Below are 19,515 nucleotides of genomic sequence, written 5' to 3' on the forward strand. Positions count from 1 at the left end.
GGCCGAACAAGGTCCATACTGATAGTCGGGATTGTGTGCAGAGGGAGGATTGCAGGCGATGAGTGCGAAACTGGCCATCAAACCATCCAGAGCCTTGTTGACACAGCTCGAGTCCATGCTCGACGAGGTGCAGACACCCGAGTGTCGCCACTGGTTGGAACAGGAGCTTGAGGGGTATTCTCTCTCCTCACCCCTGCCTTGGTATCGCATCGTTCCCTGTCGGCAACGCGGTCACTTTCTGGATCTGAAAACGGGAAAATATTTGACCTGTCACATCAACAGTCAAACGCTATGCCAACGCGATCTGGCCCAAATTCAGTTCATTTATGCCCGTGAACCCGCCGCCCACTATTTACTGCAACGCAATTCCGGTATTGAACCTTGGCCAGAACAGCTGCTGGAAGATTATCAGGAGCAGTTGATCCCCGGTCATTTATGCCTGCAAGCCTGGCATGAGCCCGTGATTTCATTACGTGCACAACTGATGGAGGGAATAGAACATTTCATTAGTGAGTACCCCAAGCACGCGGCCTTGCTGCCTCAACACAGTTTCAAGGCTTTGCGGCATCAGCACTGGCATATCTGAGTAAGCGCCTGGCGCGCAAGGAGGGCACCATAGACAAGACCCATAGCGAGATTGCCACAATCTAGAGTGCCGGAGTCAGGATCAGACTCCACCGATGGGCCACCGAGCGGTGGCCCTTTTAATTTCCGCAGCCGCCACACTATCGACAGCCCCATGCCCAATAAGCACCCTCTGCTTATATCCAATCTTTACCCGCCCTCCCATATCCCACCGACTTATCGCATCTCTATCCCCTTCCGGCCGGGAAAAGTGGGTTGCCATCACAAGCCTAAAACGAATAGCGGATAGCGGATAGCGGATAGCGGATAGCGGATAGCGGATAGCGGATAGGCAAATGTGGCGCCGCGCGCCGTGAATCCGCAACACAAACAGGCAATCATAGCTCGTAGAGCCTTGGCCTATCGGCAGGTCGGCAGGTCGGCAGGTCGGCAGGTCGGCAGGTCGGCAGGTCGGCAGGTCGGCAGGTCGGCAGGTCGGCAGAGAAAAGAGTAACCCGCGGCGGAAAGCCAATGCAAAAAGGCCGCTCTATTGAGCGGCCTTTTCAAATTTGGTCGGTGTGAGAGGATTCGAACCTCCGACCCCTTCGTCCCGAACGAAGTGCGCTACCAAGCTGCGCTACACACCGATGTCTGCGGGACGGGAATTTACCGAAAGCCCCGACCCGACACAAGCCTTTTCTGCATTTGGCAGGAAAAAAAGTGCCATTCGCTCAACTATTCAGCACTCCTTTCACCCGTTTACCTGGATGCAGCCAGTTGGTGACATTCCGGCAACCCAGAGTCAGACCAATCGCAGGGGGGCTGGCCCCAGCAGACGGCGCTGCCAGTCAGCCACAGTGCCATGCTCCAGCCAGTCGGCTGCATGCTGGCGCCAGTTTGGCGAGAGGGCCGGATTTTCCAGCAACAGCAGCAGATCCGCCTCGTTGCGCACCTGATTGAACAGGATATCCGCCGTGCGCTTCACCGTCAGATCGGGATAGGGCCTGTCTATCAGCTCCATGGCCGCGTCTGGCGCGATCATGCCCTCCTCCAGCACCCGCAGTAGCCAGCCACAGCGGCCACCCAGCTGCATCACCTGCGACATCTGGCCATAGCCAAAGCGCTGGTTGAGCTTGAAACAGGGGGATCTCGGCTGGCTGATCTGGATCAGCGCCTCACCGAGTCGATAGACATCGCCGATGCAGGCTTGCGCCTCGGTCAGCCCGATACCGGAGAGATTCTCGCCAAAAGCGGCAGGTTGCCAGGGTGTGCGTGGCACAGGCATGCCCAGCGCGGTTTGCCAGGTCTGCCACCAGAGGTAGTGGTCGGCCGGATAGTAGTGGAGCGCCCGATCCGGGCCACCGTGGTGGCGCTGGTCACACTGTTCATCCCCTTCCAGACCGGCAAAGGTACAGCGAACTAGTGCAGAGATCGGTTGCTTGTGAATGGCGCTGGTGAGGCCGGGCACCAGCTCGGTGCCACGACCACTAAAAAGGGAGATCCGCATACTCATCCTCCAGATTGACGAGAGTAGGCGGATCTTAGCATGCCGTCAGACGACGGCCTGCATCTGGGTGGTCATAGCGATCTCGGCACGACGGCGCTTCTCCGCCCTGGCCATCAGATACCAGCTACCGAAAGTAAACAGCGATACCGACAGCAGGATCAGGCTGGCCACCGCGTTGATCTCGGGTTTCACGCCGAGTCGCACCGCCGAGAAGACCTCCATCGGCAGGGTGGTGGAGCCCGGGCCGGAGACGAAACTCGCCAGCACCAGATCATCCAGCGACAGGGCGAACGACATCATGCCGCCTGCCGCCAGCGAGGGGGCGATCATCGGGATGGTGATCAGGAAGAACACCTTCCACGGCTTGGCACCGAGATCCATGGCAGCCTCCTCAATGGAGAGATCCAGCTCCCGCAACCGCGCTGACACCACGATCGCCACGTAGGCGGTACAGAAGGTGGTGTGCGCGATCCAGATGGTCAGCATGCCCCGCTCGGCGGGCCAGCCCACCAGTTGGGCCATCGCCACGAACAGCAGCAGCAGCGACAGACCGGTGATCACCTCGGGCATCACCAGCGGCGCCGTCACCATGCCGCCGAACAGGGTACGACCACGGAAGTGGGGAATTCGGGTCAGCACGAAGGCCGCCACCGTCCCCAGCGCCACCGCGGCGATGGCGGTGTAGAAGGCGATCTCCAGCGAGCGGAACACAGACCCGATCAGCTGCTTGTTATCGAGCAGGCCGAAGTACCACTTGAGCGACCAACCACCCCACACCGTCACCAGCTTGGAGGCGTTGAAGGAGTAGATCACCATGATGACCATGGGCAGGTAGATAAACAGCAACCCCAGCCAGAGCATCAGTTTGGCAAAACCGAAACGCTTCATCATGCCTTGTCCTCCAGCGCTCTGAACTGGTTACGGTTGCAGCAGCTGGATACGGGATTGAACAACGCTGTTTTCATCATGCTTTGCCCTCCAGCTCTTTGGCCTGGTTACGGTTGAAGAGGATGATCGGAATGATCAGCACCGCCAGCATCACCACCGCCAGCGCAGAGGCAACCGGCCAGTCGCGGTTGTTGAAGAACTCCTGCCACAGCACCTTACCGATCATCAGGGTCTCCGGGCCGCCCAGCATTTCGGGGATAACGAACTCCCCCACTACCGGAATGAACACCAGCATGCAGCCAGCGATAATGCCGTTCTTGGAGAGCGGCACCGTGATCCGCCAGAAGCGGGTCAGGTTGCGGGCACCGAGATCGGAGGCCGCCTCCAGCAGGCTCTGGTCATGCTTGACCAGATTGGCGTAGAGCGGCAGCACCATAAACGGCAGGTAGGAGTAAACGATACCGATATAGACCGCCAGGTTGGTGTTGAGGATCTGCAGCGGCTCGTCGATCACCCCGATCCCCAGCAAGACGCTGTTGAGCAGGCCGTTGTTGCTGAGGATCCCCATCCACGCATAGACCCGGATCAGGATGGCGGTCCAGGTCGGCATCATGATCAGCAGCAGCAGCACGGTCTGGGTCTCCTTGTTGGCCCGCGCGATGGAGTAAGCCATCGGATAGCCAATCAGCAGGCAGAGCAGGGTGCTGATGAACGCCATCTTGAGGGAGCCCAGATAGGCGGCGATATAGAGCTCATCCTCCTGCAGCAGCAGGTAGTTGCCCATGTTGAGCAGGATGGTGAGCTGATTGTCGGCCCAGCTCACTACATCGGTGTAGGGCGGGATCGCCACATCCGCTTCCGCGAAGCTGATCTTCACCACGATGACGAAGGGCAGCAGGAAGAAGAGGAACAGCCAGAAGAAGGGGATGCCGATCACCAGCCGGCGCCCCCCGACCCGCTTCAGTCGTTGCAAGAACTTCATGATTGCAGCACCACGCCGCTGTCATCTTCCCAGTAGAGGAACACCTGGTCATCCCAGGTTGGCCGCTTGCCGTGGCGTTCGGCATTGGCGATGAAAGCCTGAACGATTTTGCCCGAGGGCAGCTGGATGTGATAAACCGAGTGACCGCCCAGATAGGCGATGTCATAGACCTCGCCCTTGGTCCAGTTGAAGTCCGGGTGCTCGATCTCCTCCGGCTTTTGCAGACTCATCAGCAGTTTTTCCGGCCGCAGGGCGTAGGTCACCTTCTTGTTCTCGGCGCGGGAGCTGATGCCGTGGCCCACATAGATGGGCTGCTCCAGATCGGCGCAGGCGATGGTGGCGTGGTCCTGCTCATCCTCCACCAGCAGGCCGTCGAACAGGTTGACGTTGCCGATGAACTCGCACACCAGCCGACTGGCCGGAGTCTCGTAGATATCCATCGGGCTGCCGATCTGCTCGATGCAGCCGAGGTGCATGATGGCGATCCGCTCCGCCATGGTCATGGCCTCTTCCTGATCGTGGGTCACCATGACGCAAGTCACGCCGACCCGCTCGATGATCTCCACCAGCTCCAGCTGCATCTTGGATCGCAGCTTCTTGTCGAGCGCCCCCATGGGTTCATCGAGCAGCAACAACTTGGGACGCTTGGCCAGCGAGCGGGCTAACGCCACCCGCTGGCGTTGACCACCGGAGAGCTGGTGCGGCTTGCGACGGGCATACTGGGTCATCTGCACCAGCTTGAGCATCTCCTCCACCCGGGCATCGACCTCCGCCTTGGGCAGGCCATCCTGCTTGAGGCCGAAGGCAATGTTCTGCGCCACCGTCATATGGGGGAACAGGGCGTAGGACTGGAACATCATGTTGATGGGGCGCTCGTAAGGCGGCATGTCGGTGATATCGACCCCATCGAGGAACAGCCGCCCCTCGGTCGGACGCTCGAAACCGGCCAGCATCCGCAGCAGGGTCGATTTGCCGGAACCGGAACCGCCGAGCAGGGCGAAAATCTCGCCCTTGTGGATATTGAGAGATACGTTATCGACCGCCAGCGTTTCGTCGAACTGCTTGCTTACCCGATCAATCTTCACCAGCACTTCTTTGCGCTGCTGACTGCCCTCGAGGGCTTTCTTGTAGGCACTGGAGGCTATCGCCATTACCAAACTCCCCAACGTGATACCGACCTCGCGGCCGATTCATAAAAGCGATTTGGCGCCCCCGAAGGGCACCAAGGTTAGGTTCCGGACTTGATCTTGTTCCAACTCCGGGTCATCAGCCGCATCACTGCGCGAGGGTGTGTCTGCGACACATAAAGCCTCGCCAGCACCGGCTGTGGTGGATAAACAGACTCGTCGTCACGCACTTTTTCATCCATAAACGCTGCCGCTTTGGCATTGGGATTGGCATAGCCCACATAGTTGCTGACCTTGGCAATCACTTCGGGCTGCAGGACGTAGTTGATGAGGGCGTGCGCCTCTTTGACATTGGTGGCATCAGCCGGAATCGCCATCATGTCGAACCAGAGATTGCCCCCCTCTTTCGGAATGCTGTAGGCAATCTTCACCCCCTTGCCAGCTTCATCGGCGCGGGCAGCGGCCTGCAGGATGTCGCCGGAAAAACCGGCTGCCACGCAGATATCGCCATTGGCGAGATCGCCGATGTATTTGGAGGAGTGAAAGTAGGTCACATAGGGCCGCACCTTGAGCAGCAGCGCCTCGGCCTGTTTGATATCAGCCTGTTCGTGGCTGTTTGGATCGAGTCCGAGGTAGTTGAGGGCAGCAGGGATCATCTCGTCGGCGGAGTCGAGGAAAGCGACGCCGCAGCGAGAGAGTTTCGCCATGTTTTCCGGTTCGAAGATGGCCGCCCAGGAGTCAATCTTGTCGACCCCCAGCACCGCCTTGATTTTGTCGACGTTGTAGCCGATGCCGTTGGTTCCCCACAGATAGGGCACCGCGTATTGATGACCCGGATCGACCTTGTCGAGCTGCTTGAGCAGCACGGGATCCAGATTGGCCATATTGGGCAGCAGGGATTTGTCCAGCTTCTGGAACGCTCCCGCCTCTATCTGTTTGGCCAGGAAATTATTGGAAGGCACCACCAAATCGTAACCGGTCCGCCCCGTCAGCAACTTGCCTTCCAGGGTTTCGTTGGAGTCAAACACGTCATAGACGGTCTTGATCCCGGTCGCCTGCTGGAAATCGCTGAGGGTGGTCTCGCCGATATAGTCTGACCAGTTGTAGAAGTGCAGCTCTGGCGCAGCCTGAGCCACATTCGCCAATCCCATGGTCAGCGCTATGGTTAGCAATTTGGTTGTCTTCACGGTGTCAGTTCTCCTGTTGCAGTGGTTGACCGTCTGCGCATCCATTCGCGCGGCCCATCCGGATGGATGGCATCACTACCCTCCCGGCCGAACTGCGGACCGGGAGGGGTATTCGTTACTTACTTGCCGGACTTGATCTTGGTCCAGCTGCGAGTCATCACTCGCTGCACCTTGGCCGGCAGATCCGGGAAGGTGTAGATCTTCTGCAGGGTTGCCGCATCGGGGTAGATACCCGGATCGGTGCGGATCGCCTCATCCACCAGCGGGGTTGCCGCCTTGTTGCCGTTAGGGAACTGCACCACGTTGGTGATACTGGCGATCACCTCGGGCTTCATCAGATAGTTGATGAAGGTGTGGGCGGCCTCGACGTTCTTGGCATCAGCCGGAATGGCGATCATGTCAAAGAAGCTGCCCGCCCCCTCTTTCGGAATGGTGTAGGTCAGCGCCACGCCATTGTTGGCCTCGGCTGCCCGCGCCTTGGACTGCTGCAAGTCACCGGAGTAACCGACCGCGACGCAAAGGTTGCCGTTGGCCAGATCCGAGATGTACTTGGAGGAGTGGAAATAGGCGGTATAGGGGCGGATCGAGAGGAACAGCTCCTCTGCCTTCTTCAGCTCGGCCGGTTTCTGGCTATCCGGTTTGAAGCCCAGGTATTGCAAGGCGGCCGGCAGCATTTCGGTCGGTGAATCGAGGAAGGAGACGCCACACTCTTTCAACTTGGCCATGTTCTCCGGCTTGAACACCAGATCCCAGGAGTTGACCGGGGCATCGGCCCCCAGCACGGCTTTCACCTTCTCGGCGTTGTAGGCATAGCCGATGGTGCCCCACAGATAGGGGATGGAGTACTGGTTACCCGGATCGCTCGGCTCGAGCGCCTTGAGCAGGCCGGGATCCATATTTTGCCAGTTGGAGAGCTTGGACTTGTCCAGCTTCTGGAACACGCCCGCCTTGATCTGTTTGGCCAGGAAGGGGTTGGATGGCACCACGATATCGTAGCCCGAGCTACCCGCCAGCAATTTGGCTTCCAGCACCTCGTTGCTGTCGAATACGTCATACACCACCTTGATGCCCGTCTCTTTCTGGAAGTTATCCAGGGTATCCGGCGCGATATAGTCGCTCCAGTTGTAAACGTGCAGCACCTTCTCTTCAGCCATTGCTCCGGCACTTGCCATGACCAGAGCCACAGAGGCAGCGATCACTCCTGTTTTGAAAGACATCATCCTTGTCTCCTAAGCAAATTGTATGCGCATGCCAACCTGCCCGACCCACCTCAACCTTTCAGCTTTTCGGCTGTCAGATCCAGACTGCGCCTGGCCAGATCGACCAATTCATCAACCTGTTCCTCGGTGATCACCAAGGGGGGCGATATGATCATGGTATCGCCTACCGCCCTCATCACCAAGCCATTGTTAAAGCAGAACTCCCGACAGGTCATCCCCGCATTTGCCTGCGCCGGGAAACGCCGGTTGGTCTGTTTGTCCTGCACAATTTCCAGCGCGGCCACCAGCCCGCGGCCACGGGTTTCCCCTACCAGCGGATGATCGGCCAGCTCGGCCCAGCGGCGCTGCAAATAGGGGCCGATGGTATCATGCACCCGCTTAACTATGCTTTCTTTCTGCATAAGCTGGATATTGGCAACCGCCACCGCGCAGGAGACCGGATGGCCCGAGTAGGTGAAGCCGTGGTTGAACTCGCCCCCCTCCTCCACCAGCCCCTTGGCGACCCGGTCGCTCACCATCACAGCGCCGAGCGGCAGATAACCGGAGGTGATCCCCTTGGCCAGACACATCAGATCCGGCTTGATGCCAAACCCTTCGCTGGCAAACCAGTGGCCGGTGCGGCCAAACCCGCAGATCACCTCGTCGGCGATCAGCAGGATGCCGTAGTGATCGCAGATGCGCTGGATCTCCGGCCAGTAGCTGTCAGGCGGAATGATGACGCCACCCGCCCCCTGGATCGGCTCGCCGATAAAGGCGGCCACCTTGTCCACCCCCAGCTCCAGAATCTTCTGCTCCAGCTGACGGGCCCGCTCCAGCCCGAACTCGTGGGCGCTCATCCCCTGTCCCTCACCGAAGTGGTAGGGCTGGTCGATGTGCACTATGCCGGGGATGGGCAGGCCCCCCTGGGCATGCATCCCCTTCATGCCGCCCAGACTCGCCCCCGCCACGGTAGAGCCGTGATAGGCGTTGTGACGGCTGATGATTACCTGTTTATCAGGCTGCCCCTGGCTGGCCCAGTAGTGGCGCACCATCCGCAGCACGGTGTCGTTGCACTCGGAGCCGGAGCCGGTAAAGAAGACGTGGTTGAGGTGCGACGGCGTGACTTCGGCCAGCAGGGTCGCCAGCTCGATCACCGGCGGGTGAGCGGTCTGGAAGAACAGGTTGTAGTAGGGCAACTGCTGCATCTGGCGGGTAGCGGCATCCACCAGCTCCTGGCGGCCATAGCCCATATTGACGCACCACAGGCCCGCCATGCCGTCGAGAATACGGTGGCCATCGGAATCCTCCAGATAGACGCCGCTGGCTTTGGTAATGATGCGCGAGCCCTTCTTGTTCAGGGCCTGAAAGTCGGTAAAGGGGTGCAGGTGGTGGCTGGCATCCAGCTGTTGCCACTCACGGGTTGTCTGCTGCATTTGTTGCTCCTCGGTTCCTTCGATTTGGCAAGATTCAGTCGTCAAACAGTCAGGTGGGTAGTCAGGCGGGCTTGCATGCTCGCAGCCACAACCACTCACAGGTGACTACCGCCACCTGACTCGTTTCCGGTGTCTTCGATACAGGGACCGGAGAGGCCGACTCTGGCCTCCCCGTTACAGAGGGTCAGACGTTCAGCAGCAGGAACTCCCGCTCCCAGCGACTGATCACCCCGAAGTAGGTCTCGTACTCTTTGCGTTTGACCGCCACGAAGGCGCGGGTGAAGCGCTCGCCCAGCATCTCCTTGATAGGCTCGCACTGTTCGAGATGGCTGAGTGCCTCCTCCAGCGAGCGGGGCAAGCTGTAGGGCAGGTCATAGGCGCTCGACTTCATCTCCTGCATGGGCTCCAGCTTCTCCATCATGCCGAGATAGCCACAGGCCAGGGTGGCGGCCAGCGCCAGATAGGGGTTGGCATCGGCACCGGCGAAACGGTTCTCCACCCGGCGCGCACTCGGGTCGGAGAAGGGCACCCGCAGACCGCAGGTGCGGTTCTCTACACCCCACTGGACGTTGCGCGGCGCGCTCTCGCCAAAGGTGAGGCGGCGGTAGGAGTTGACGTTGGGGGCCAGCAGGGCCGTCACCGCCGGGGTGTATTTCTGCAGACCGGCGATGAAGTGCATGAACTGTTCGCTGTTGCCGCCGCTCGCGGTACCGAACAGGTTGTGGCCGTTCACATCTTCCAGACTCTGGTGGATATGCATGGCCGAACCCGGCTCGTCGCTCATCGGTTTGGCCATAAAGGTGGCGTAGATACCGTGCTTGTGGGCTGCCTCACGCATGGTGCGCTTGAACAGAAACACCTGATCCGCCAGATCGATGGCATCCCCGTGCAGGAAGTTGATCTCCATCTGGGCGGCACCCGATTCGTGGATCAGGGTGTCGACCTCCAGCTCCTGCGCCTCGCAGTAGTCATACATGTCTTCGAAGATGGGGTCGAATTCGTTGACCGCATCGATACTGAACGACTGGCGGGCAGTCTCCGGACGGCCGTTACGACCCACCGGCGGCACCAGCGGATAGTCGGGGTCTTCGTTGCGTTTGACCAGATAGAATTCCAGCTCGGGGGCGACCACCGGCTTCCAGCCCTGCTTCTCGTAAAATGACAGAACCCGACGCAGCACGGAGCGCGGCGCGATGTCGATCAGCTTGCCGTTGATGTCAAAACAGTCGTGGATAACCTGCGCGGTGGGCTCCAGCGCCCAGGGGACGAAACGGATGGTGTTGGGGTCGGGATAGAGCTGCATGTCCCGCTCCAGCGGGTCGATCATGCTGTCGTCATCCGGATATTCACCGGTCACCGTCTGGGTGAAAATCACCTCGGGCAGACGCATGCCCCCTTCGCGCAAAAACTTGTTGGCTGGGATGATCTTGCCCCGGGCGTTGCCGGTGAAATCCGGGAACAGACACTCCACTTCCGTGATGCGATTGCTCTCCATCCAGCCTTTGATACTGTCCATGTTAAACCCCGACTTTACGGTTGCCATTGGCAAGGGTGTCTAATATATGGAACACCCTTGTTATAAAATTGTAATCAACATCACCATAAAAGCCCGCCATCAAGGGCAATGTCAAGCGGGTGTGTTTAAAAAACTATAAATAACGGCGCATATAATGACCAGGTCGGCACCAAATACTAAACACTCAAATCCGGACTCAACCCGCCGATCCCGCCCTTGCAGAGCATTGCAAAGCCGATGCCAACAGAGGGGGACGCGGGTGCCGGAACACGACCGATCCCCCGTCGGAACGGGTCATTTTTTTGCAAAGGCGCACAATCCTTACCCTATTTGCTTTGCTTGGCTGCATTTTTTTGGTACAAGGCCCGCCCTGATTTGCACTCTCTTGCATGAAACAGGTGCAAATCGGGATACAAGGGCTTGGTCTGTAGGCAGACAGCCCCCATAAACAGGGATAATTGGGTTAGTAAACTGACTGGTAGTTAATCGTATGTGTGATTTCATGACTGAAGACCAACTGGCCTTTTACAAGGGGCAGATCGAGCGACAGATCGTCGAGCTCGAAGAGCGCCTGAACTCCCAGGCCAGCCAGGCCATCGCCACCGACACCAACGAGATGGCTGATGAAATTGACCGTGCCAGTATCGAGGAAGCCCGCCGTCTGGAGCTGAACCGCATCGAGCACGACAAGCTGCACCTTCGCAAGCTGCGGGGCGCATTGAAGCGCATCAGCGAAGGGGATTTTGGTTACTGCGAATCTTGCGGTGACGAGATCTCCATAAAGCGGCTGCATGCCCGTCCGGAATCCCGTTTCTGCGTCGAATGCCAGAGCACCAAGGAATTTAACGATACCCACGTGTTCCGTCGCGTCGCCTGATTCTTCGAAGAACCGTCACCATTCTGGTGCAACAGGCGGCCAGCAAGGCAGGGCCCAACGCTCAAACCTTGCACACCGCCTCGCAACAAGATGGTGACAAGTTCTGTTAGACTCCGGACACGTTCCGGAATCTACAGGAGAACAGAGAGTGAAATGGCTCATCAAGCTGTGTTTGTGCCTGCCGCTGCTGGCACAAGCACAGGTTCTGACGGTCAAGGTCCCCAGCCGTCCCGTCAACAATCTTGACCAGGAGTACCAGTACAAGCTGCTGGAACTGGCCCTGACCCGCTCCGGGCAACCCTTTCGCATCCAGCCTGTCGAACTCGACCTCAACCAGTTCACCCTCCAGCAGCAGCTGAGCAAGGGCAAGACCATCAACGTCTTCTGGATGGGCACCTCCAGCGCACTCGAATCCTCCCTGATTGCCGTCCCCATTCCGCTGTTTCGCGGGCTGGAAGGATTGCGGCTGTCCTTCATCCACGCGGATGCTCAGGAGAAGTTCAACCAGATCAATACCCTGGCTGATCTTAAACAGCTGAAGGCGGCGCAAGGGGTAGGGTGGGCCGACAACAAGATCCTGGAAAATGCAGGGATCCCGACCTTCTCCGGCCGATACAGCAGCCTGTTTCGCCTCATCAACGACGGCGACAAGATCGACTTCTTCCCCCGTGCCCTGGTGGAAATCTTCGCCGAGCGCAGCGAGCTGGTGGCGCAGTATCCCAACCTCGCCATCGAGCAGCATCTGCTGATCCGCTACCCCTTCGCCCAGTTCTTCTTCGTCAGCCCCGAATACCCCAAGCTGGCCAAGGCGATTCAGACCGGGCTGGAGCGGGCCTATGCCGACGGCAGCTTCATGAAATTCTTCCATGACAACCCCAAGATCCGCGAAGCGCTGGCAAGCGCCAACCTCGATCAACGGGTCACCATCGCCCTGCCCAATCCGGACATGACCCCGTTGCTAAAATCCATTCCGGCCCAATATTGGGATTATCCACCGCAGGGATAAGCATCCCGAGCGCCTGACCATGAGGGTCGGGCAGCGTGAGCACAGTGCGCCAGGGAGGTGCCATGAAGGGAATCCAGGAGTGGTTTGCGGAGTACGGCCAGAGCCATCGCCATCCGGTCAACGTCGCCATCCACAAGCTGGCGGTGCCGGGCATCTATCTCTGCTCGCTGGCGCTGCTCTGGTGTCTGCCACACGGCCCCTTGCCAGAGCCCCTCAACTGGGCGGCGGTGGCGGCCATTCCGGTACTGCTGTTCTATCTGCAGCTGTCATTTTCGCTGTTCGCAGGGATGGCCGGGCTGACCGCGCTGGGACTGTGGCTCTGCCACCAGTGGCAGGGGCCGCTGCTGTGGCCCGCAGTGGCGACGTTCGTGCTGCTCTGGATAGCCCAGTTTGTCGGCCACAGGATCGAGGGCAAGCGCCCCTCCTTCCTCGCCGACCTGCAATTTCTGCTGATAGGCCCCGCCTGGGTGCTTGCCAGCCTCTATCGTCGCTTGCGCCTTCCCTACTGAGGAGGGCCAACAGGAGAGACCATGACACATAACCACACTCGACATAACGCCCTTTTCCGCGCCCTGCCCCTGCTACTGGGGGCCCTGTTTGCTGGCCCGGCACTGGCCGACAAGGCCGACCCGGTCGGCGAGGTGAGCACCGCCTTCAAGCTGTTTGGCCCGAACCACAAGATCCTGGTCGAGGCGTTCGACGACCCGCGCATTGACGGCGTCGCCTGCTATCTGGCACGCCCCAAGACCGGTGGCGTCAAAGGCGGGCTGGGGCTGGCGGAAGATCCCTCCCACGCCTCCCTGTCCTGCCACCAGATCGGCCCCATCACCCTGCCCGAGAAATTGAAGGCGGGAGAAGAGGTGTTCGACGTCAGCACCTCGCTGGTGTTCAAGGAACAGAAAGTGGTGCGTTTTTACGACAAGAAACGCAATGCGCTGGTTTACCTGACCTACAGCACCAAACTGGTGGATGGTTCGTACAATAGTGCAGTCAGCGCCGTTCCCATCATGCCGTGGGGACAATAACCAGCCGGTTTGTCCGGTGATGGCCGGCCTATTTTGTTGTAATTTGACGACACACATACTACGGAGCACACACCATGAAAGTCGCCGTATTCAGTACCAAGAGCTATGACAAAGAGCATTTTAACCAGGCCAACAGCCAGTACGGTTTCGACCTGGAGTTTTTCGATGTGCGGCTGGAGGCCAAAACGGCCCGACTGGCTCACGGCTTCCCGGTGGTGTGTCTGTTCGTCAATGACGACGCCGATCGCGAGGTATTGACCGAACTGGCTGCCAACGGCACCCGGGTGATCGCGCTGCGCTGCGCCGGTTACAACAACGTGGATCTGGCCGCCGCCAAAGAGCTGGGGCTGAAAGTAGTGCGGGTGCCTGCCTACTCCCCCGAGGCGACCGCCGAGCACGCCGTCGGCATGATGATGTGCCTCAACCGCCGCATCCATAAGGCTTATCAGCGCACCCGCGATGCCAACTTCTCGCTGGAAGGGCTGGTCGGCTTCAACATGTATGGCAAGACAGTCGGTGTGATCGGCACCGGCAAGATCGGTCTGGCCGCCCTGCGCATCCTCAAGGGCTTCGGGGTACGCCTGCTGGTCAACGACCCGTATCAAAACCCGGCAGCCATCGAGCTGGGGGCCGAGTACGTGGATCTCGACACCCTGTTCCGCCAATCCGACATCATCAGCCTGCACTGCCCGCTGTTCAAAGAGAACTACCACCTGCTGAACAAGGAGGCGTTCGCCAAGATGAAGGACGGGGTGATGATCATCAACACCAGCCGTGGCGGCCTGCTCGACTCCAACGCCGCCATCGAGGCGCTCAAGACCTCTCGCATCGGCGCGCTGGGGCTGGATGTCTACGAAGAGGAAGAGGATCTCTTCTTCTCAGACAAGTCCAACGAGGTGATCACCGATGACGTGTTCCGCCGCCTGTCCGCCTGCCACAACGTGCTGTTTACCGGCCATCAGGCGTTCCTGACCCGCGAGGCGCTGCACGCCATCGCCGATACCACCCTTGGCAATATCCGCGCCATCGGGAACCAGGGCCGCTCCGACAACGAAGTGGAATAAGGGCTCGCCCTCTCTTCGTCACGCGCCGGGTTGTGAGACCCGGCGCCTTCGGGTAGGCTAGCCCCCCTTTTTTATTCAGGAGTCTGGCGCCCATGTTGATCGGATTTGCTCACTGTCCCTCCGACCGTGCGTCGGGTGGTGAGACCCGGCACCTTCGGGTAGGCCAGCCCTCCTTTTTTACTCTGGAGTCTGGCGCCCATGTTTATCGGATTTGATTACGGTACCTCCAACTGTGCCGTGGCCGTGATGGAACAAGGTAGCCCCAGGCTGCTCAATCTCGGCGCATCCCGCTATCTCCCCTCCACCCTGCACGCGCCCCACCGGGATGCCATCGCCGGCCTGTTGGCCGAAGGGCTGGCACCGGCCCAGCAGGCGGAGTACCTCAAGCTGCGTGGCCCCGTGGTCACCCGTGCCCAGATGGTTCGCCGCCAGATGCGCGAAGAGGGACTGATCGACGAACTGAGCTTCGGCGGTGCCGCGCTGGAGCGCTATCTGGAAGAGCCGGACGACGGCTACTACATCAAATCACCGAAATCCTTCCTCGGTGCCTATGGCCTCAAGGCCCCCCAGATCGCCCTGTTTGAAGACATCGTCTGCGCCATGATGCTCCACGTCCGTCAGCAGGCGGAACAGCAACTCGGCGCCCCGATCCGCCAGGCGGTGATCGGCCGTCCGGTCAACTTCCAGGGGCTGGCGGGGGAAGAGAGTAACCAGCAAGCAATTGCCATCCTGACCGAGGCGGCCCGTCTAGCCGGTTTCGAGCAGGTGGAGTTCCTCTACGAGCCGGTGGCCGCCGGGTTTGAATTCGAGGCGCGCCTCACCGAAGACGCCGTGGTGCTGGTGGTGGATATCGGTGGCGGTACCACCGACTGCTCCATGCTGCGGATGGGCCCCAGCTACCGCGATCAGCTGGATCGCAGCGGCGACCTGCTCGGCCATAGCGGCCAGCGGATCGGCGGCAACGACTTTGATATCCGCCTGACGGTGGAGGGGATGATGCCGCTGCTCGGCATGCACGAAACCCTCAAGACCGGCAAGCCACTGCCTCACCCGCTGTTCTGGGATGCGGCCGCCATCAACGACGTCAGTGCCCAGAGCCGCTTCTACAGCCTCGATACCGCCCGCCAGTTACAGGATCTGCAGCTCGACAGCCAGCCCGGCAGCAAGCTGGGGCGTCTGGCCAGCCTGCGGGCCCACAAGCTGAGCCACCAGCTGGTGTGGCGCGCCGAGCAGGGCAAGATCGCCCTCTCGGAGCAGGAGCTCAATCGCCAGTCGCTGGCCGAGCTGGAAAAAGGGCTGGAAGCGGAGCTGACCCGCGAACAGCTGGCCAACGCTTCGGCCCTGCTGCTGGAGAAGATTGGCGAGCTGATGGACGAAGCGATTGCCGCCGCCGGTGTGCAGCCTGATCGCATCTTCGTCACCGGTGGTAGCGCCCGCTCACCGCTGATCGCCCGCTTTATCCGCCAGAAGCTCCCGTCCATCCCGCTCGAGGGGGGTGATGACTTCGGCTCGGTAGCCGCCGGTCTCGCCCGTTATGCCGAACGGTTGTTCGCCAACTAAGTCCTGAGATAGAGCAAGCCGCCCCTTCACTCCCCGAGCGAGGGGGGTGACGACGTCGGTTCAATTGCCGCAGATCTGGCCCGTTATGCCGAGCGTCTATTCGCCAACTGCGCCCTGAGATAACGCAAACTGATGGCAACATCACCAAGGTGTTGCCATTAAGCGACAGTGGTGCGGGACAAGGGGCGACAGAAGCGGTCGGTCGCCCCCTCTCGCGCCCTGCTCCCGTATGCTCAAAAGGGGTATTCTTGAGGCTCCCCCAACCGGAGCCCCCTCATGCCCAGATTGCCCTTTCTGCTGATCCCCCTGTTACTGCTCGCTGGCTGCAGCTCAACCGCCTTTGTTCAGCAAGATCTGCAACATCACCACTGGGTACTGAGCAAACTGGATGGCGAACCGGTCGCCGCCTTGCGCGACAATCCCCCCGATTTCGAGATCGGCGAGCACTTCACCGTCAACGGCATCGCCGGTTGCAACCGCTACTTCGGTCAGGGCCATCTGGAAGATGACAAGTTGTGGGTCACCAGTCTGGGCAGCACCGAGATGGCCTGCATGCCGCCGCTGGACACCATCGAACAGGCCGTGCTGACCACGCTTACCGAGGGGGCGACCCTGAGCGGCACCAGCCAGACCCTGATCCTGCAGGGCAAACAGCACCGTTTGGAATACACCTTGCGCGACTGGGTGCTCTAGCGCCCGCAATCCCCATCACAAAGCCGCATCACAAACAGGAACATGTTGTCCGGCTGTGGCACAATATGAGGCAGAGTTCGCAATGGAGGCTGCCTCAGCCATGTCGATGGATCGCCTGTTTGACAAGATCAAACAACTCCCCACTATTCCCAAGCTGCTGCACGAGTTGATGCAGAGCTTCAACGACGAGAATGCCCGCATCGACGAGATTGCGGCCAAGATCGCCATGGATCAGGTGATCAGCGTCAAGGTGCTGCGGATGGCCAACTCGGCCGCCCTGCGCCGGGGCAACGAAGTGACCTCCATCGAACAGGCGGTGATCCGGCTCGGCTTCAACCGGCTGCGCTCCGTGGTGGTCGCCTCCGGCATCATCGGCAGCTTCAAGGCCCCGCCCAGCTTCGACAAGAACAAGTTCTGGACCGAGACCTTCCAGGTCGCCACCATTGCCAAAACCCTGGCGCAGGAGACCAAGGCACTGGATCCCGAGACCGCTTTTACCTGCGCCCTGATCCACAACATCGGTGAACTGCTCATCCAGAGCACCCTGCCGGAAGAGGCGGAACTCATCAATCTGGCGATCCAGAACGGCAGCAGCCGGGTCGAGGCTCAGCGGGAGATGCTGGGCTACGACTATGCCCAGCTCGGTGCCGAGCTGGCGCGGCGCTGGAACCTCTCCGAGGCCTTCGTCGATGCCATCTCCCAGCAGCTTGACCCGCTCTCCCACGATCCGGTCAGCAAGGAGGCGGTGCTGATCCGCCTCGCCGTGTTTATCTCCTTCGCCTGGAATGCGGGAGTGCCTGCCCAGGCCATCATCGCCCGCTTCCCCAAACCGCTCGCCGACCAGTTGGGACTGGATCCCAAGTCGCTGGCAGGCCAGCTCGAAACGCTCCACGAACAGGGTAACGCCCTCGCCGATCTTCTGACTCAATAAGCATCATGACCCATCCGTTTCTGTTTCATCCCCAGGTGGCGCCCTGGTTCAAAGAGAGCGCCGACGCACTGCAACTGACCCTGTTCACCGAACTGGACGCCCCGATCCGCGAGGTGTGGTTGCGCCACGAGCCGGATAACGAGGAATACCTGATCCCGATGACGGCGGTCTCGACCCGCGACCGGCTGCAGGTGTGGCAGGCTACCCTGCCGCTTGGCAAGGGGCAGGATATCCACCTCTACTGCTTCAAGTGCCTCACCGACGAGGCGCAGTGGTGGCTGCACGGGGCCGGTGTCAGCCCCGCCATGCCGCCACGGGAGCAACATTTTCGCTTCAACAGCCTGCACCAGCCACCGGCCTGGGTGCAGGATCAGGTGTTCTACCAGATCTTCCCTGACCGCTTCTGCAACGGCGATCCGTCCCTCAGCGTCAAGCATCACGAGTACGAGTACCGCGGCAAGGCGGTGATCAGCAAGGCGTGGGGCGAGCCGGTCAGCCGCCACGAAGAGGGCCACGGCGCCTGCGAGTTTTACGGCGGAGATCTGGCGGGGATCGATGCCAAGCTGCACTACCTGCAATCTCTCGGGGTAACGGCGCTCTACCTCAATCCCATCTTCGATTCGCCGAGCAACCACAAGTACGACACCCAGGACTACTTCAAGGTGGATGCCCACCTCGGCAGCAACGAACAGTTCGCCGAGCTGACCCGCAACCTGCACCAGCGCGGCATGAAGATCATTCTCGATGCGGTGGTCAACCACACCTCGACCCAGCACCCCTGGTTCTGCCCACCGCTGGGGGCCAACAGCAACCCGGACTCCCCGTGGCGCAGTTTCTACACCTTTGATAACGAAGGGGATTATGTCAGCTGGAAGGGCATTCGCAGCCTGCCCAAGCTCGACTTCTCCTGCGAGAAGGTGCAGGACGCGGTCTATCGGGCCGACGACGCCATCCTGCGTTACTGGATGCGCGCCCCCTATCAGATAGACGGCTGGCGCTTTGACGTCATCCACATGCTGGGGGAGCGCGGCACCGCCGAGGGCAACCGCAGCCATGTGCGTGCCATTCGCGGGGCGGTGAAGCAGGAGAACCCGGACGCCTACGTGCTGGGTGAACACTTCTTCGAGGCAAGTCAGTGGCTGCAAGGGGATCAGGAGGATGGCGCCATGAATTACTACGGCTTCGCCCATCCGATCCGCGCCTTCCTGGCGGGGCAGGATATCGCCTACCACCCCATCAAGATCAGCGCCGAAGAGCTGGACCGCTGGCTCAAGCTGGCGCGGGCCCATATCCCGTTCAAGAACCAGCTGGCCCAGTTCAACCTGCTGGACAGTCACGACACCGCCCGCTTCCTCCACCTGCTGGGCGAGGACAAGCAGCGGATGCAGCTGGCCGCCACCCTGCTGCTCACCTATATCGGTGTGCCGTCCATCTACTACGGCGATGAAGTAGGGCTCTCCGGCGGCAACGACCCGGACTGCCGCCGCTGCTTCCCGTGGGATACCACAGACTGGGATCACGTGCTGCACGACCACTATCGTCGGCTGATCCAGATCCGCCGCCAGCGTCCCTCTCTGCGCCGTGGCGATATCCAGACCCTCTATGCCGGGCCGCACAGTTATGTGTTCGCCCGTACCCTGCAAAGCGATCAGGTGGTGGTGGCCTGCAACCGTCACCCGAGCGAGCCGCGCACCATCAGCCTGCCCCTGTGGCAGACCGCCAGCCCCGCCAGCCGCTTCACCGACGCCTTCAACGGCGAGAAGTTCGAAGTGGTACAGGGCGAGGTACAACTCACCATCCCCGCCAACTCGGCGAGGGTGCTGATCTCCAGCTAAGTGGGCGACTGACGCGCTGAAAAACAAAACCGGAGCCCAAGGCTCTAATGCCGATCAGTTAAGGATCCATTGACCGATCCTCCTGATGTGTAAAAATCCGAAACCTGTTGATTGGTTTCGG

General features: G+C 60.2%; 18 protein-coding genes and 1 tRNA gene. 10 read left to right on the top strand and 9 right to left on the bottom strand.

Features of this window, described 5'->3' with window-relative positions; all coding sequences use genetic code 11:
* The first annotated feature begins 58 nt into the window (after window positions 1-58).
* On the top strand, window positions 59-586 hold the full coding sequence (locus OKC27_RS13090) for an AbiTii domain-containing protein (RefSeq protein ID WP_005356927.1): 528 nt from the start codon (window positions 59-61) through the stop codon (window positions 584-586).
* 548 nt (window positions 587-1,134) lie between these two features.
* Here OKC27_RS13090 and OKC27_RS13095 read toward each other — a convergent pair.
* The 9 genes from OKC27_RS13095 to OKC27_RS13135 all read right to left on the bottom strand — a co-directional run bounded on the left by OKC27_RS13095 (window position 1,135) and on the right by OKC27_RS13135 (window position 10,403).
* Window positions 1,135-1,211, bottom strand: a tRNA-Pro gene (locus OKC27_RS13095).
* 155 nt (window positions 1,212-1,366) lie between these two features.
* Window positions 1,367-2,071, bottom strand: coding sequence for an MOSC domain-containing protein (locus OKC27_RS13100; protein ID WP_182938481.1), 705 nt, complete (start codon window positions 2,069-2,071; stop codon window positions 1,367-1,369).
* 45 nt (window positions 2,072-2,116) lie between these two features.
* Window positions 2,117-2,962: an ABC transporter permease subunit gene (locus tag OKC27_RS13105; protein WP_404974317.1), complete on the bottom strand. Its 846-nt coding sequence runs from the start codon at window positions 2,960-2,962 to the stop codon at window positions 2,117-2,119.
* Between the two features lie 73 nt (window positions 2,963-3,035).
* The gene (locus tag OKC27_RS13110; protein ID WP_042059538.1) at window positions 3,036-3,941 is read right to left on the bottom strand and encodes an ABC transporter permease subunit; all 906 of its coding nucleotides are present in this window, start codon (window positions 3,939-3,941) and stop codon (window positions 3,036-3,038) included.
* A complete protein-coding gene (potA, locus tag OKC27_RS13115) occupies window positions 3,938-5,092 on the bottom strand; it encodes a polyamine ABC transporter ATP-binding protein (protein ID WP_024945572.1) in 1,155 nt (384 codons plus the stop codon). Before potA ends, OKC27_RS13110 begins: the two co-directional genes overlap by 4 nt.
* A 77-nt stretch (window positions 5,093-5,169) precedes the next feature.
* Window positions 5,170-6,255: a polyamine ABC transporter substrate-binding protein gene (locus OKC27_RS13120; RefSeq protein WP_058052463.1), complete on the bottom strand. Its 1,086-nt coding sequence runs from the start codon at window positions 6,253-6,255 to the stop codon at window positions 5,170-5,172.
* A 119-nt stretch (window positions 6,256-6,374) separates the two neighbouring features.
* A complete protein-coding gene (locus tag OKC27_RS13125) occupies window positions 6,375-7,472 on the bottom strand; it encodes a polyamine ABC transporter substrate-binding protein (RefSeq protein WP_082628350.1) in 1,098 nt (365 codons plus the stop codon).
* 53 nt (window positions 7,473-7,525) lie between these two features.
* Window positions 7,526-8,887 (bottom strand): aspartate aminotransferase family protein, encoded by a 1,362-nt coding sequence (locus OKC27_RS13130; RefSeq protein ID WP_182938482.1) that lies wholly within the window; start codon window positions 8,885-8,887, stop codon window positions 7,526-7,528.
* Between the two features lie 184 nt (window positions 8,888-9,071).
* Window positions 9,072-10,403: a glutamine synthetase family protein gene (locus OKC27_RS13135; protein ID WP_042656534.1), complete on the bottom strand. Its 1,332-nt coding sequence runs from the start codon at window positions 10,401-10,403 to the stop codon at window positions 9,072-9,074.
* Window positions 10,404-10,893: 490 nt separating this feature from the next.
* On the opposite strand from OKC27_RS13135, the gene OKC27_RS13140 reads away from it, so the two are divergent.
* The 9 genes from OKC27_RS13140 (at window position 10,894) to malZ (ending at window position 19,394) form a co-directional block, all read left to right on the top strand.
* Complete coding sequence (locus tag OKC27_RS13140; RefSeq protein ID WP_042059525.1) at window positions 10,894-11,280, top strand: TraR/DksA family transcriptional regulator; 387 nt, start codon at window positions 10,894-10,896, stop codon at window positions 11,278-11,280.
* A 148-nt stretch (window positions 11,281-11,428) separates the two neighbouring features.
* Entirely contained in the window at window positions 11,429-12,286 is an 858-nt protein-coding gene (locus tag OKC27_RS13145) for a hypothetical protein (protein WP_042059523.1), read from the top strand.
* Between the two features lie 62 nt (window positions 12,287-12,348).
* Complete coding sequence (locus OKC27_RS13150) at window positions 12,349-12,795, top strand: Mpo1 family 2-hydroxy fatty acid dioxygenase (protein ID WP_182938483.1); 447 nt, start codon at window positions 12,349-12,351, stop codon at window positions 12,793-12,795.
* A 21-nt stretch (window positions 12,796-12,816) separates the two neighbouring features.
* A complete protein-coding gene (locus OKC27_RS13155) occupies window positions 12,817-13,311 on the top strand; it encodes a CreA family protein (protein ID WP_182938484.1) in 495 nt (164 codons plus the stop codon).
* A gap of 74 nt (window positions 13,312-13,385) precedes the next feature.
* Complete coding sequence (locus tag OKC27_RS13160; RefSeq protein ID WP_182938485.1) at window positions 13,386-14,375, top strand: 2-hydroxyacid dehydrogenase; 990 nt, start codon at window positions 13,386-13,388, stop codon at window positions 14,373-14,375.
* A gap of 198 nt (window positions 14,376-14,573) precedes the next feature.
* A complete protein-coding gene (yegD, locus tag OKC27_RS13165; RefSeq protein ID WP_182938486.1) occupies window positions 14,574-15,935 on the top strand; it encodes a molecular chaperone in 1,362 nt (453 codons plus the stop codon).
* 276 nt (window positions 15,936-16,211) lie between these two features.
* Complete coding sequence (locus OKC27_RS13170; RefSeq protein ID WP_042656540.1) at window positions 16,212-16,628, top strand: META domain-containing protein; 417 nt, start codon at window positions 16,212-16,214, stop codon at window positions 16,626-16,628.
* An 82-nt stretch (window positions 16,629-16,710) separates the two neighbouring features.
* Window positions 16,711-17,559, top strand: a complete 849-nt coding sequence (locus OKC27_RS13175) for an HDOD domain-containing protein (RefSeq protein WP_058052455.1) — start codon at window positions 16,711-16,713, stop codon at window positions 17,557-17,559.
* Between the two features lie 5 nt (window positions 17,560-17,564).
* Window positions 17,565-19,394: a maltodextrin glucosidase gene (gene malZ, locus OKC27_RS13180; protein ID WP_111808761.1), complete on the top strand. Its 1,830-nt coding sequence runs from the start codon at window positions 17,565-17,567 to the stop codon at window positions 19,392-19,394.
* The last annotated feature ends 121 nt before the right edge of the window (window positions 19,395-19,515 follow it).

This window comes from Aeromonas sp. QDB62, from assembly GCF_027705695.1.
Taxonomy (GTDB): Bacteria; Pseudomonadota; Gammaproteobacteria; order Enterobacterales; family Aeromonadaceae; genus Aeromonas; species Aeromonas allosaccharophila.